Raw genomic sequence first — 13,555 nt, forward strand, 5'->3', positions numbered from 1 at the left:
AGGGATTTGGGAAATGTCATGATGATGTCGGGAACATCATTGACCATGTGATCGCGACATTTGTATATCCTATACATTACCTGCGGCAGGCAATGGGTTAGATTGAAGTGATGATCTAGCATAACTGAGCCAATTAAAATGAAGTATAAATTTGGTGCCAGTAACACGTCCATGCCCCATTATCATTTAGAACAATGACTCATTCTAACTTTGTGTTTCTGTGTTTGCCTTATATTTACTAATGCAGAAAGCAAAAGATATGGCTTTAGTAGCTTGTCTTGTTGTATGCCTTAAAGACTATCAAGAGGACTTATGACCCCAGTATGATGGCCACCAACCACATGGGTATATATCTCGGTTGTTTTGACATCACAGTGTGCCAATAACTCCTGGATGGTACGAATGCGACACTTCACACTCGACTGCTAAAAAGCAGAGAAATTGTTCAATAAAAGCGGGGCTTATATCAGCGCCATGACGAATATTACAATGTCGAATGAAATAACGGTTCCAATAGAGGTAGGATTTTTCTGTTTGATAGCTGTAATGGCGTACCCTGATCTCTGCCCGTATAGCCTCCAAAAATGTTAATTGCCCCATAACCGTCGCCTCACCAATTAGCTGTATATATACACAGTTACAGTTCAAGTTAAGATAATTACTATGAAAAAGATGCATAAATCGTTTGATTGGCGCATCGATAATACTAACTTTTAAAAATTAACTCATTATTATCAATAGTTAGTAATATTTATAAAAGTGTTATGCAGACCTCGTAAACATCTATGCATCTTTTTTATCTTCTAAATTGTCATATTTCTTCTGTATTTTTTGTTAAATAATATATTTACAACAAATACTTACAAGTGATAGTTTGAAGAAAAGACTTACAAGAAAGCAGGAGGTTATCCTGCTGCTAATCAATAAGCTGTTATGTTTAAAAGGTGAATTCATGAAAACAAACTATGCTCAAATTTTGGTTCTTCTTATATGTTGGTTTTTCTCTCCCTTAGTTTGTGCAGAGGTAGGTGTAGCAACTGTTTCGTTGCCTGAGGGGCTATTATTAAAGCAAAAAGAGTATGATCTCGCTTACAAACAGTACCAGGAAGCCGACAAAACACTAAAAGCCGCAAAAATTTCACTTGAACATGCTAAGTCGCATTACATACCTACAACGAAAATATTTAATAAGAGTGAATATCGCAGCGTTCCAAAAGTAATAATATGGGAAGAACGATTTTGGGAGTGTGCTGAATATAAAACAAAAAAGCGCAATATTTGTACAAAAGTACGCATGCTTAATGTACTGCCAGAATAAACATAACAGATAAGGATAGGCCGCGCGTAGCCGCGTCCTTATCCCAAGTGTTGAACAAGCCCGAGTGATACCTTTATAGTGTAAATATCGGCGTAAGATCTTACGCTTTTTCGGTGTGTGCTGAGCAGTAACATTTTTCACTAGCCGCATCGATCCCTTAGCATCGCCAGCTAATTTCTTTACCTCAACATATCAATACCTTAGCACCTCCTGATACTTTTATTGTTCTGCATCTTAAGTGTTCACTTTCTAATTCCTCGGCTTAAACAGTGGCGTTAGGTGTCGTTGGTTTTGCCTAAGAAAGCTTGTCAGTCGTGCATGCACCCCCATAAATATCATCGGTTGTCGGCAACAAGGGCAAGGTCGTATGGCTTGAGTTTTAGTGGTGTTTTCGAGCGGCGCAAACACGGTGCCAGCAACGGCTAGCATCAAGCGTATTCGTTGCCGCAGCCTGGCTGAACCTCCTCTGAGTAATCCAAAATCTCTGACTCGCCGTAAGCCTTTCGGCAGCACATGTTGCAGTACCAACCATAGAAATTCGACCAAAATAATGGGTGGCTATGTATTAGTTATGAAGGTGAAATGACATTTGAACAAGCAGACCAAGCCGCTAATAATGAAGGCAATGCGGCAGACTCTTGCACAAGCTGTAATTCGTCAAAAGGAACCAAGAAAGTAGGCGCAGGATTTAAGCCTAAAAAATTGAGTCAAAGACTCTAATTAACATTGCCACCCATTTTAATTGGGAAGGATATGCAGGCTAGGGCATTACTCAAATACATTGAGCGACTTGAATATAATATTTGATGATCGGGTGTGTTTATTCGAAAGTGATAGAGGAGTGTGTAGCTCATTTCTGCCCCAAAGCAAGCTAGTGTATATGCTCATTCATATTTTGTTGGAATGCGTTTGCCATCAAAAAAATTATCCGAATGCAGTTCATTTATATATTATGCTACACAGCGTGGTCTAACCTTTCAATGTGTTCACTAACCTATTGATTATATATTGAAGTACTCGATGAAAGGCTGCATTATATGTACGTGAACTACGGCGTAGAGTCGTACAGGAAGCGTTATGTGCTAGAGCGAGTTAGGAGTCATGCCTTAGATGAGTATTCAGTTAAAATTGGTTCAACTTCGAAAGAAAATCAGAGCAAATAAGAAGAAAATTACTGACGTAATTATAGCCGAACACTCAGCAGAGATGTGCATAATTTGTGGGTCTCAAGATCAACTGACTAGAGAGCACGTGATACCTCAATGGGTCTATAATCGTTGTACGAAGCGAACTTTCGAAACAACAACTAACGGTATTTATCAAACATACAATAAAACTACACTACCTGCATGCAAAGATTGCAACTCGAATCTCCTTGGCTATTTGGAGAGACATTTGAAGCATGAATTTGAAAGAGTCGATGTTAGTCACCAAGAGTTCACACATGAGACCTTAGAGTTAATCATCCTATGGTTAGAAACTCTAGAGTACAAATTTCAAGTACTCGACCTTCGCAGAAACTTAAATAAGGTAAAAGGTGCTGAGTACATTCCTTTTATTGGCAAAATGCCTATTGCAATGTTTCAAGGCTCTATGGACACGAGTCCAGCAAAGGTGTTTTCAAATTTTCGCTCGGCATTGCAAGTATTGAGTGTGAAATCAAAGGCTGATAGGTTTAATTCCCTTTGTATTATGCATACTAAAAATAAAGACTTTCATTTCTTCCACTCTACGAATAACTTTATATTCATAGAATTAGCTGAGTTCGGGATCGCATTTTTCTATTTTTATAAACAATCGTTTGATGACCATAGTGCCGCCACAGAGTCTGCTATGACAATAGTCGAAGATCACTATGCAGGAACTGACACATAAAAGCTGTTGAACTAAGCCGCTGCGCGGAGCCAAATGAGGACTTAATCGAGTATATTATCCTCATTGAATCAGCTAGACTTAAAAAAATGGGATGGAACACAACAATGACAAGGGAATTTCAATGAAAAAAGTACATATCAAACCATATAATCAATTCAAAACAGCTCTACAGCCCAGAGCCAGCATCAAAAAAAGCAAATACCTCTAGCATAAAGCATACCAAATTAACCTGGACTTGGCATCGGCCAAGTCCAACAAGCGATTTATGCCCTGCAAACAGCGCAACGCATAAATACTAAAACGTTATGCCTCAGCGTTAAATATGCTGGTAGCTTTTTCATCTCTAAAATAGGTAAATAGTAAATTAATTATGACAGACATAAAAATTAAGCCAGGAGATATTATTTTGATGAACACAAACACTATTCCTGGAGCAATTATAAAATTAGGAACTGTTTCATTCATAACACACGTTGCTATAGCAGTCTCAGATAATAAAGTACTTGAATCAACCCCTGACATTGATAATAAAGATTTAAGACATATTCCACTTACAGAAGCTTTAAAAAATGCAACTTCAGCAGTTGTATATGAGCGTGAGCCACAACTCAATGAAAATGAAGTTGAGGAATTAATCTTAATGTATAAAAAGTTGAAGGAAAATCCAAAGCAAAGTCGTTACCACATAGGAATAGCTGGTGCTGCTGGGGTACCTGCGATTATTAATGTTTCCAATGTAATCATAATTATTGGCATTTCAATTGCACAGTTTATATACGGCGGGGCTTTGGTTTATCTTGCTGTCATGCTTCCAATCGCTTTTTGGGGATTACGCATAATACGTCAGACTTCAAGATGGTTGGCCAAAAAACACCCTAACAACTGGTTTACAAGAGAAATAGAAGGGTCATATTGTTCTGGATTTGTAGCTAAAGCAGAAAAAGAACTTAACTCAAAGATTTGGGGATATATAAATAACAAGGCCACCCATTCTAGTTGGCTAAATGTTAAACACTCTACTAGGCTTTAGTTATTACTTAATTTTCGGTAATTAATGATGGCCAGACCTAGAAAAACACTCGTGAGTTTAGAAGATACGCCTTACTACCACTGTTGTTCGCGTGTGGTACGTAAGGCATTTTTGTGTGGGTTTGATAAGTCGACAGGCGAAAACTATGAACATCGCCGTGAGTGGGTAGATAACCGAATTATTGAATTATCGACGATTTTCGCGATTGATATCTGTGCTTATGCGGTGATGAGTAATCATTTACATGTGGTGCTTAAAGTCGATGTGGATAAAGCCAAAGAATGGTCTGATATAGATGTGCTTACCCAATGGCATAAAGGCTTTAAAGGCACCCTGTTGACGCATAAATTTGTTAAAGCTGAAGTCCTTAATGAGTTTGAATTAAAGACGGTTAATGATTGTATTGGGCTATATCGAGAACGTTTAACCGATATTAGTTGGTTTATGCGTTCCTTGAGTGAACCGATTGCTAGAATGGCCAATAAAGAAGACAAGTGTACAGGCCGTTTTTGGGAAGGGCGGTTTAAATCTCAAGCCTTGTTAGATGATGCGGCCGTACTCGCCTGTATGGCGTATGTTGATTTGAATCCAATTCGCGCACAAATGGCTGCAACACCTGAAACTTCAGATTACACAAGTATTCAACGACGCATAAATTCAGCGATTAAAGGTGAGCAACCAAAAGAGTTACTACCATTTGTAGGAAATGAACGTTTAGATATGCCTAATGGACTGATGTTTAGTGTTAAAGACTACATTGTGCTGGTTGAAGATACAGGGCGGATTATTCGAGAAGATAAACGCGGCGTCATTAGCGCGAGTAGTCAGGATATCCTCAATAGGCTGAACATTCCCGCAGAGAATTGGCTTAAAATCACCACTGAGTTTGGCGCTTTATTCAAAGGTGCGGTGGGGGCGTTGCCTGCATTAACAGATTATTGTGAGCATTTAGACCTAAAACGACGACAAGGTGCAGCTAACTGTCAGCGCTGGTTGTGCGCTTAATACACCATTTCTTAATTTCAAATAAAAGCATTTTCCACTTGATAGATATCAAGCTTTTTTGCTGTGTTGAATTTAGTTTATGAGTTATTTTTGGTGATTAATGATGAAATATTCAGTCCTTTGGCAGGAATAATCCCATCAGTTAATGGATGTAAGTGTTAGCAACTTAAAACGAATGGCGTTATGTTATAACTTCTAAATAATGGGTGGCTGTGTAATTTAATTCTGTAAGAGATTCAGAGCACGATGCTACGTTGTCTATGAGCAGCGGACAAATTAGCGCGTTGTCACTTTCATTATTCTTAGCTTTGAATAAAAAGTATGCAAAAACGGCTTTTGTATTTATTGATGATCCGACCCAGTGCATGGATGAAATTAATATTGCATCATTTAGCGATTTGTTACGAGTGGAACTACGAGATCGTCAGGTAATAATGTCAACTCATGAACAAGATACTTCAGACTATTTATGTTATAGGTATGGTAAGGCTGGTCTTGATAGGCAGCAGGTAAATTTGTTAGAAAAATCTAGGATGGCAGCTGAAGGTTAATTATATTCGTCAGGATACTCTTGGTTTAGCGTTCATTAACTATTAATTGGCCTGCTTCGCTCAAATTTAAGTAATCCGAAGCAGCCAATTTAGACTGCAAACTCTAACTTACTATTGTCCATCTTTGAGTCAGCGAGCCTGCGCTGACTCACTTATGCCCCCCTTTATGAGTTGCAGACGATAAGCAGCACACAACAGTAGCCAGTCAGCTGACCTACTTTTGGTAATCGATAAATGACAGTTACTGACCACTTTAGGTATGACATCAATATCTATAATCTCTTTTCAGTCTTTTTGCTCGTTTATTCAGCATGGCTTTGCTAGAGTGCTTATTAATCAATAGCTTTGCTAAAGCGAGGCTTAAATAATTGGTTTCAAGTGCGCACTATGCGAGATTTAGTGCTTCAAGGAGAACCCGTGAGATTTGTTTTTTTGTTTATCGTTTTTTTTATTGCTGGTGAAGCTATAGCCAAACCAAATTTTATAAAAGTTAACGGTTATGACGTTGAATACGAAATTGCAGGAAATGGTTCAAAGACTGTTTTCCTAGAAGCAGGTGGGACTGCTGGGCTATCAGATTGGGAACCTATATTTGAAAAACTTGCTAAAGATACCCGCGTTATTCGCTATTCACGGATAGGTAATGGTGGCTCGCAAAAAGTCAGAAAAAACTATAGCTCTGAAGAGTATGCGGAGGAAGCTCGTTTATTGCTTGAAGTTTTAAACATTAAAAAACCAGTAGTTTATGTTGCGCATTCATATGGTGCTTATATTGCCAGACGATTTTCTGCAACCTATCCTGAATGGGTTTCTGGATTAATGTTGATTGAGCCTGCCTCTGAGCATGATGTTGATATTATGAGAAAAATCGATTTGGAAAAAGCAGAGAAGGAAATCGCTCAAATAAAATTAGATGACCAAGCAAATGGCATGTCTAACCAGTATCTCGATTTTTGGTCAAAACGCCCACTTCCTGATTACCCTGAGATTCCTAATATTCCGGTTACAGTCATTGCGTCAGTTAAAAAGTATCAAAATCCTCCAGTGCTATTTTTCAACGATAAAGCTCGCACGATGTGGGGACAATTGCATTCAGATTGGGTACTTAGTTTTCCGAAAGGTAAAATAGTATTGACTGATAAAAGCTATCATTATCCACAAAATGATGAACCAGAAATGGTCATTAATGAAATAAAAGCTCTGCTGGATCGAATTAAACACTAATCGGATTGCCGGAGGTATCTAGACTCCGGCACAAGATATGGTGAGGGGCAGTTACAAAAAATTAGTTACAGTCTCGGTTGCCATACTTTCCCTAATGAGACTCATCACTTTAAGAGTTATAACTCTAACGAGTTTTTGTCCAAAAGTGGGTTAGGGACGTAACACATTTCTGCCCCAAAATGAGTTTAAAGTTGGTATATTTTGAGGTAAAGCCTGTAGCATTCCCCCTCAAAAAAATATTATCACCTCCAATAGAATGGCCTGGTTTACTATGCAACTACACAACAACTCGTGCTGGCTTGGAGATATTGCTACTGCAAGCACCAAATAGCTCGTAAGTGGTTTGTGCTCATTGGAGGCGTAATATGACCTTCTTCAAAAAGCTCATAGCCATAGTGTTCACCACTAAACTTAAAAGTTTCTTTCTTACTCGAATCAGACGTTTCGATTTGGTAGTTAGGGAAGCCTGGCTTACCTTCCGCGAGCATACCAAGCAAACCAAATCGTACATTAACGTCCATACCCCAATTGTTGGCATATTGATGCATTTGATGAATCAATCTCTCTGCGAAGACTGCTGGGATTTGGATTAACCCAAGCAATACTTTTGTGTCGATATCAAACTCAGATATGAAGGGCGTAAGTAAACTAATTCGGTGATCAACAATCTGGTTTTCTAACTCAGACTTAATCTTCTCGTGCGACTCCCCACTAGTGTCGAAAACAACATCTTTCCCAAACTTAGCACGTCCCTTACCATTTCTGATAACAACAGAAAAGCCACAAAATTGGTAATTGAATTCTTTTTCTTTCATTGAAATCTCTCTTTTTTGGTAATTCAAATTTTTATTGAAAATTAATCCGTTACAAAATATTAATCCAGTGGTGATTTGGAGTGTCTAGATGTCTATTGGAGCCAGGATTAGACACTATACTAGATCGATATTTTGACACATTCTTTAGTGGCCTATGCACATGGCCGCACAATAACCATCGTGGCGTTATGGCACCGAGCCTGAGACAAGATTTTAAATCTTCTGAACCCCAATCAACACGGTCTTGTAGTGCTGTTTTTAGACCTGATGGTGGCTCATGATGCAATAAAACGGCACAATCACTGAAGCGCTCTATGTTTTCACATTGGTAAGGGATACAACCAAACTTAACGCCATTAAGCTTAAATTGACTATTGTCACCAAGGATATTAGGAATTGAGTTAAGCCAGTCATGGTCAGCGTCCGATTCATCATCTAACGGATTGTCGTGATTACCACTGCAAACAAATACAGGGATAGGGATTTGACTTAGCCACTTTCGTAACCATGTCACTTGAGCTGCTAATGTGGTTGAGCACTCAAGCCTATCATCAAGAAAGTCACCAGTAATGCACAGCACATCGGCTTCATTGGATTGCTTTGCCACCCACTCGCATTGAACCTTGTGAAAATGTAAGTCAGTCACATGCAAAATTCTCAAAATTCCCCCTCCGAATTACTACTTCACCAAACTTACTAAGTGTGATCAGACTTGGTTACTTAGCTTTGTAAGTAGATGCCGCTGAAAATATTTGCTGACGGTCTTCACTTGCTCTCAACTTGGTCTTGTTGTCATTGAGCTGATACTTATCAAGTTTATTGCAAAGCATATACTTAACAAGAGAACCTGTTAACTGTTTGAATCGATTTTGACGTTGGACATCTTGCCCACTATCAGGTTTAAAAATATCAAGCTTTAAGAGCTCCGGAGTAATGGACTCCAAGGGCGTTTTGCCTAGATATATCGCGGTTTCCATTCTAACAATGTTAGTTGGATCTTTTATGCACGACCAAATATCTTGGCCATCTTGCTCTTCAAATAAAGCGATGAACGAACGATGTAAATAGTTGGTAACTTGACTAGACATGAGATGTACTCCTTTGTGATTTGAATTAAGGTTACATAACAATTGCGACAGTGTCAATATGCCCAGGCGTCAACTTGACATTGAGAGTATGAATTGTTGTTCCGTTAAGATAAAAAAAAGGCATAGGAATGGGCGATAAGGACTACCATCGTCATACATTTCCTAATCTGAACTTCCTAATTTAGAGTCAATGTTCTAACACATTTCTGTCCAAAAGTGAGTTTCGGTCTTTATTGTCTTTATTGTTCGCTGTGGCGTCATGCGGTAAAGCAAAAATTTCAATCTTTATTGTGTTTTGCGGCCTTACTGATTACAAGTTAATGCAGTTTTAAGTCGATAAACGTTTCAAACTTTAATGTAAGGCGACATTCCCTTAAGCCAACACGCAGGCTTAATTGCAGATTGCTTGCGCTTCAAATAGTAATCTTGGCTGTGACAAGTTAAAATATCGTTTCATTAAAAACTGGGTATCTCGATGTTTTGGCTTAAAAAAATCTTATCTCAATTGGTTATGCCTATTCCGCTGACATTATTACTGCTGTTATTGGCGATATTTGTGTTCCGCAGCCAATCCCAGCGATTGAAAACCTTAGGGCAAAGCGCTTTAATCGCGGCTTTCGCTATTTTATTGCTACTGAGTAATTCGCAATTTAGTGCAGGGTTAGCAGCCAGTTTAGAGTCTCAATACCCAGTGAATAACTCCCCGTTAACCCTCGTTTATCAATCGGGTACTGTCGCTAATGCGCAGCAAGCCTGTTATGTGATGGTGCTGGGTTCAGGTCACACTGAAAATGCTAATCGAGCTGCGGTGCAGCAGTTATCATCGACAGCATTAGCAAGATTATCAGAAGGCGTAAGGCAGCTAAAACTTGCAGATAATCGTTGCCAGTTGGTGGTCAGTGGTTGGAGTGGCGGCTTAACGCCAACCCCCCATGCTGAAATTATGCAGCAAGCGGCGATTGAGCTGGGCGTGCAAGCAAGCCAAATAGTGACGTTTGCTGATGCGCTAGATACCATTGAAGAAGCTAAATCTATGGCTGAGTTAATTGCCAATAAGCCTTTTATATTGGTTACCTCTGCGACCCATATGCCGCGCTCAATGAAGATTTTTACCACACTTGATTTAAATCCCATCGCCGCGCCGACTAATTTTATCAGCTCACCGGGTTATTGGTGGCGCTTTAGTGCTGAAAATCTGTATATATCCCAGCGTGCAATTCACGAGTATGTGGGCATGTTATGGCTAACCATAAAAGGATTATTAACTGATGTCTGATCCCAGCCAACATGAGCGCTCAGAGCCATTGTTTATCGCGCCGCATAATAAGCGCAACGGCATTAGTTTAACCATTGCTGGTGGCATTGCGGTATTTATCAGCTTGATATTATTTATCAACAACAAAAGCCTATTTGGTGTCGGTATGGTGTTTTTTGCCGTTGGCAGTGTAGGGCTGGTACTAGGTGTTGCCAAAATAAATCAGCCGAAAGCCAGTTTTAAATTATCTGCAGCAGGATTTGATTATTATCATGGCCGCGGCACAGTGCACGTAGCTTGGGATAATGTGCAGCGTATTGACGTGTCACGGGTGACCCAAAATCTTGAGTTAATTGAACTGCCGTATATTGGCATTAAACTCAAACACATCAATCCGATTTTAGATTGTATCTCCCCAAGGTTAGCCACCGGGTTATTGACTGAGCAGCGGCCGTTACTCATGACAGCAGCGACTCAAGATGAAGACTTACAAAGCCTTGAAACCTATGTCGGCGCTGAATTTACCCCATTAGTGGTTAATGGTGAGCGTTATCGTGGCGTATTAGCCATGTTTGGCCATCGCTGCCAAACCTTAGATGCTCAACTAGGGTTTCACCTTTATTTATCTATTGATAGCCTAGATAGAGCGCCAGCGGAGTTTGTCAGCTTACTGCGGCAATGGCAGCAGCAATCTATTAAGCCCTAAAGCGATTATTTGTAGATATTGCTAACTTATAGCCAAAGCGCTAATTAAAAGTGCTTACAAAAAGAGATGTGTTTAATTATTAAATAATAACTTATTGAACGAATGCCAAACGTCGATGTTTGGCATTCGTTTTAAATATTCATGAAGGATAAGCCAAACGCTGAAATTGACTATGCCGATACAGCTGCAGTGAGTTGAGGCTTTTCTTTTTCAGTTTCAACAGTGGAAACCAATTTTTCATTATTTTCTAATGCTTTGCTTTGTTTATCGTAAGCTTTTCGATAACCAAGGAACTGACCGTTATCTAAAATTTCCATACGCTTACTGTACACTTCACCATCAAAAGTTCCGGTATTGGTAATGGTGAGTTTTTCGCAATTAATATTACCTGTCATTAAGCCAGAAACCGTCGCTTCCACACAAACAACACCACCGGTGACAACCCCAGTAGCTTCAACCGTTATGTTACCAGAAGCGCGAATTTCGCCATCAACTTTCCCTGCAATAAGTACGTCGCCGTTAACTTTGATATTACCGCTTAATTCACAATCATTGGCAATAAAACTCAGGTTACTTGTGGGACTTTTTTTACTAAACATATTCGCTCTCTTTATGCATTTTTGACCGCAATGACCAGGATAATTATGCGGTTAAATTTATTTTGTTGTTAGTATTTAACATTTAATATAGCGACAATTAATCGCAAAAAAAACAATTAAATTTTGACTATTAAGACTTTTTTGACTACCAAGACTTATTGACACAGTTTATTGATACAGCTTAGCTAAAACAGCATTAACTCGTAACGTTAAGCTCAATGACACTGATAGAAGCTGATGGGCAGGGGGCAACACAAGCGCCGCAGCCTGTACAAGCCTCAAGATCAATCATAGGTTTGGGTACTTGGCCAATGGCCATCTTAAAGCTTATTGCTGCGGGATCGCAGGCATCTTTACAGCTTTGACACCATACGCCTTGATAGGTTAAACAGCTGTCATTGACGCCGGCTTTTATGTTCCAAGGCGTGAGTTGAGAAAGATCAAAAATGGGCTCTTTGCATACTGTGGCGCATTGCTGACAGAATGTGCACTCGTCGTTTGTGAATGATATTTCAGGAAAACCACCATCACCTTTAATGATTACCTTAGTTTCGCAGGCATCGATGCAGGCATTACAGCGAGTACATTCGTCAGTGAACTCAATATCAGACTTAACCCAAGGCGGTCTTTGGGCATCAATTTTACGTCTGCGAAATAGGTTTCTGCGGCTGTGATTGACTGACTGACTCATACTTCTTCCACTATTTTTGGCTAACAATAACAAGGCTAACATTAATGAGACTAAAGTTAGCCAGTAAATATCTACAGGGCTTAAATAAATAGGCTCAAAAAGCTATGTCAACTAACCCCTTAACTTCGGTAGCCGTCAGGATTTTTAGATTGCCAATGCCAGCTAGATTCAACCATGGTTTCAAGGGACAGCTCAGCGTGCCAATCTAATGCCGTTTTCGCCTGAGACACGTCAGCAAAGTATGCCGCAAGATCGCCCTCTCTACGAGCACTAAAGCAATAGGGTATCGCTTTACCGGTTATTTGCTCAAAGGTATTAATAATTTCGATAACGCTGTACCCACGGCCTGTGCCTAAATTGTAGGTGGCAATGCCTGAATTACTGTTGAGCTTAGCTAATGCTTTTAGGTGGCCTTGGGCTAAATCAACCACATGGATGTAATCTCGTACACCTGTGCCGTCAGGGGTAAGATAATCATTACCAAACACCTGTAATTCTTTTAGCTTGCCCACAGCCACTTGGCATATATAAGGCATAAGATTATTCGGAATATCGCTAGGATCTTCACCGATCAGTCCGCTTGGGTGAGCACCAACTGGGTTGAAGTAGCGTAAAATAGTGATATCCCATTGATTATCAGCAGTATGTAAGTCAGCCAGTAGTTGTTCCACCATCAGCTTTGACTGACCATAAGGGTTCGTGGCTCCGGTTGAATCGGTTTCTTTAATAGGCAAGCCATCAGGGATGCCGTATACCGTAGCTGAAGAGCTAAAAACTAACTTTTTCACCTGATGTTCCGCCATGACTTGGCACAAAATTATTGTGCCGGTGACATTAGTTTCATAATACTGCAATGGCTTACACACTGAATCAGCCTCCGCTTTTAAACCAGCAAAATGAATTACTGATTCAATGACATGATCAGTAAATATTTTATGTAATAGCGCTTTATTTAGCACACTGCCTTGATAAAAAATGCAGCTTTTACCGGTAATTTGTTCAATGCGAGATAAGGCGATGACATTGGCGTTGGATAAATTATCGACAATGATAACCTGTTGATTAGCATTTAACAGTTCAACTACAGTGTGGCTTCCTATATATCCGGCTCCGCCAGTGACTAAAATTGCCATGAAATGTCCTTAACTGTGGATGACATAAAATTGAATGCAAAAATGACAGTCTACTTAAAAGTTTAACTATAGCGCCAAAGTAAAGCGAGTTAATTGCTTGGATTTTATTCTACTTAAGTTATCAAGCTCACTAAAAAAGGTATCAAGCTTTAACCTGTTTAAAGCTTAAAAGTTTTATCCATTGACTTAAGGCAGAATCGGGAGATGAGTTGTTGGCCACTTTGTAATTTAAAGGTGGCAGTTTATATGACTAATTTTATTAAGT

General features: G+C 39.5%; 15 protein-coding genes and 1 pseudogene. 8 read left to right on the forward strand and 8 right to left on the reverse strand.

The window, feature by feature from the left end; genetic code table 11:
• Positions 1 to 369: 369 nt before the first annotated feature.
• Positions 370 to 678 carry a phage integrase N-terminal SAM-like domain-containing protein gene (locus tag Q4546_RS15625; RefSeq protein WP_368506621.1) on the reverse strand — a complete coding sequence of 103 codons (309 nt, stop codon included), beginning with the start codon at positions 676 to 678 and terminating at the stop codon, positions 370 to 372.
• A 274-nt stretch (positions 679 to 952) separates the two neighbouring features.
• On the opposite strand from Q4546_RS15625, the gene Q4546_RS15630 reads away from it, so the two are divergent.
• On the forward strand, positions 953 to 1,318 hold the full coding sequence (locus Q4546_RS15630) for a hypothetical protein (protein WP_303446578.1): 366 nt from the start codon (positions 953 to 955) through the stop codon (positions 1,316 to 1,318).
• Between the two features lie 262 nt (positions 1,319 to 1,580).
• Here the strand turns inward: Q4546_RS15630 and Q4546_RS15635 are convergent.
• Positions 1,581 to 1,858: pseudogene (locus Q4546_RS15635) on the reverse strand (transposase); the annotation flags it as partial.
• An 855-nt stretch (positions 1,859 to 2,713) separates the two neighbouring features.
• On the opposite strand from Q4546_RS15635, the gene Q4546_RS15640 reads away from it, so the two are divergent.
• From Q4546_RS15640 to Q4546_RS15660, 5 genes are all read left to right on the forward strand, one after another.
• The gene (locus tag Q4546_RS15640; RefSeq protein ID WP_303446580.1) at positions 2,714 to 3,193 is read left to right on the forward strand and encodes a hypothetical protein; all 480 of its coding nucleotides are present in this window, start codon (positions 2,714 to 2,716) and stop codon (positions 3,191 to 3,193) included.
• Between the two features lie 370 nt (positions 3,194 to 3,563).
• Positions 3,564 to 4,223: a hypothetical protein gene (locus Q4546_RS15645; protein ID WP_303446581.1), complete on the forward strand. Its 660-nt coding sequence runs from the start codon at positions 3,564 to 3,566 to the stop codon at positions 4,221 to 4,223.
• A 27-nt stretch (positions 4,224 to 4,250) separates the two neighbouring features.
• Positions 4,251 to 5,228 (forward strand): transposase, encoded by a 978-nt coding sequence (locus tag Q4546_RS15650; protein ID WP_303446593.1) that lies wholly within the window; start codon positions 4,251 to 4,253, stop codon positions 5,226 to 5,228.
• A 260-nt stretch (positions 5,229 to 5,488) separates the two neighbouring features.
• Positions 5,489 to 5,779, forward strand: a complete 291-nt coding sequence (locus Q4546_RS15655) for a hypothetical protein (protein WP_303446582.1) — start codon at positions 5,489 to 5,491, stop codon at positions 5,777 to 5,779.
• A 417-nt stretch (positions 5,780 to 6,196) separates the two neighbouring features.
• Positions 6,197 to 7,003, forward strand: coding sequence for an alpha/beta fold hydrolase (locus Q4546_RS15660; protein ID WP_241903451.1), 807 nt, complete (start codon positions 6,197 to 6,199; stop codon positions 7,001 to 7,003).
• Positions 7,004 to 7,314: 311 nt separating this feature from the next.
• On the opposite strand, the gene Q4546_RS15665 is transcribed toward Q4546_RS15660, so the two are convergent.
• Genes Q4546_RS15665 through Q4546_RS15675 form a run of 3 tightly spaced genes read right to left on the reverse strand, consistent with a single transcriptional unit; the run spans position 7,315 to position 8,906 of the window.
• Positions 7,315 to 7,818: a hypothetical protein gene (locus Q4546_RS15665; protein ID WP_102439544.1), complete on the reverse strand. Its 504-nt coding sequence runs from the start codon at positions 7,816 to 7,818 to the stop codon at positions 7,315 to 7,317.
• Positions 7,819 to 7,867: 49 nt separating this feature from the next.
• A complete protein-coding gene (locus Q4546_RS15670; protein ID WP_157936444.1) occupies positions 7,868 to 8,479 on the reverse strand; it encodes a metallophosphoesterase in 612 nt (203 codons plus the stop codon).
• Positions 8,480 to 8,534: 55 nt separating this feature from the next.
• Positions 8,535 to 8,906: a hypothetical protein gene (locus Q4546_RS15675; RefSeq protein WP_102439542.1), complete on the reverse strand. Its 372-nt coding sequence runs from the start codon at positions 8,904 to 8,906 to the stop codon at positions 8,535 to 8,537.
• 475 nt (positions 8,907 to 9,381) lie between these two features.
• On the opposite strand from Q4546_RS15675, the gene Q4546_RS15680 reads away from it, so the two are divergent.
• Positions 9,382 to 10,182 (forward strand): ElyC/SanA/YdcF family protein, encoded by an 801-nt coding sequence (locus Q4546_RS15680; protein ID WP_102519035.1) that lies wholly within the window; start codon positions 9,382 to 9,384, stop codon positions 10,180 to 10,182.
• Positions 10,175 to 10,867, forward strand: a complete 693-nt coding sequence (locus Q4546_RS15685) for a DUF2982 domain-containing protein (RefSeq protein ID WP_102437749.1) — start codon at positions 10,175 to 10,177, stop codon at positions 10,865 to 10,867. The genes Q4546_RS15680 and Q4546_RS15685 overlap by 8 nt, the downstream gene beginning before the upstream one ends.
• Before the next feature lie 170 nt (positions 10,868 to 11,037).
• Here Q4546_RS15685 and Q4546_RS15690 read toward each other — a convergent pair whose 3' ends face one another.
• The 3 genes from Q4546_RS15690 to galE form a co-directional block, all read right to left on the reverse strand.
• Complete coding sequence (locus tag Q4546_RS15690) at positions 11,038 to 11,466, reverse strand: polymer-forming cytoskeletal protein (RefSeq protein WP_102437747.1); 429 nt, start codon at positions 11,464 to 11,466, stop codon at positions 11,038 to 11,040.
• 196 nt (positions 11,467 to 11,662) lie between these two features.
• Positions 11,663 to 12,157: a ferredoxin-type protein NapF gene (napF, locus tag Q4546_RS15695; RefSeq protein WP_102437745.1), complete on the reverse strand. Its 495-nt coding sequence runs from the start codon at positions 12,155 to 12,157 to the stop codon at positions 11,663 to 11,665.
• Between the two features lie 119 nt (positions 12,158 to 12,276).
• On the reverse strand, positions 12,277 to 13,290 hold the full coding sequence (gene galE / locus Q4546_RS15700; protein ID WP_102437743.1) for a UDP-glucose 4-epimerase GalE: 1,014 nt from the start codon (positions 13,288 to 13,290) through the stop codon (positions 12,277 to 12,279).
• Positions 13,291 to 13,555: the final 265 nt, after the last annotated feature.

This window comes from Shewanella sp. 4_MG-2023 (assembly GCF_030548015.1).
Taxonomy (GTDB): Bacteria; Pseudomonadota; Gammaproteobacteria; order Enterobacterales; family Shewanellaceae; genus Shewanella.

Excerpts from the sequence above, each read along its gene's own strand:
- Q4546_RS15625 (WP_368506621.1), bottom strand. The coding sequence starts at position 678 with ATGCATCTTTTTCATAGTAATTATCTTAACTTGAACTGTAACTGTGTA.
- Q4546_RS15630 (WP_303446578.1), top strand. The coding sequence starts at position 953 with ATGAAAACAAACTATGCTCAAATTTTGGTTCTTCTTATATGTTGGTTT.
- Q4546_RS15645 (WP_303446581.1), top strand. The coding sequence starts at position 3,564 with ATGACAGACATAAAAATTAAGCCAGGAGATATTATTTTGATGAACACA.
- Q4546_RS15650 (WP_303446593.1), top strand. The coding sequence starts at position 4,251 with ATGGCCAGACCTAGAAAAACACTCGTGAGTTTAGAAGATACGCCTTAC.
- Q4546_RS15655 (WP_303446582.1), top strand. The coding sequence starts at position 5,489 with ATGAGCAGCGGACAAATTAGCGCGTTGTCACTTTCATTATTCTTAGCT.
- Q4546_RS15665 (WP_102439544.1), bottom strand. The coding sequence starts at position 7,818 with ATGAAAGAAAAAGAATTCAATTACCAATTTTGTGGCTTTTCTGTTGTT.
- Q4546_RS15675 (WP_102439542.1), bottom strand. The coding sequence starts at position 8,906 with ATGTCTAGTCAAGTTACCAACTATTTACATCGTTCGTTCATCGCTTTA.
- Q4546_RS15680 (WP_102519035.1), top strand. The coding sequence starts at position 9,382 with ATGTTTTGGCTTAAAAAAATCTTATCTCAATTGGTTATGCCTATTCCG.
- Q4546_RS15685 (WP_102437749.1), top strand. The coding sequence starts at position 10,175 with ATGTCTGATCCCAGCCAACATGAGCGCTCAGAGCCATTGTTTATCGCG.
- Q4546_RS15690 (WP_102437747.1), bottom strand. The coding sequence starts at position 11,466 with ATGTTTAGTAAAAAAAGTCCCACAAGTAACCTGAGTTTTATTGCCAAT.
- napF (WP_102437745.1), bottom strand. The coding sequence starts at position 12,157 with ATGAGTCAGTCAGTCAATCACAGCCGCAGAAACCTATTTCGCAGACGT.
- galE (WP_102437743.1), bottom strand. The coding sequence starts at position 13,290 with ATGGCAATTTTAGTCACTGGCGGAGCCGGATATATAGGAAGCCACACT.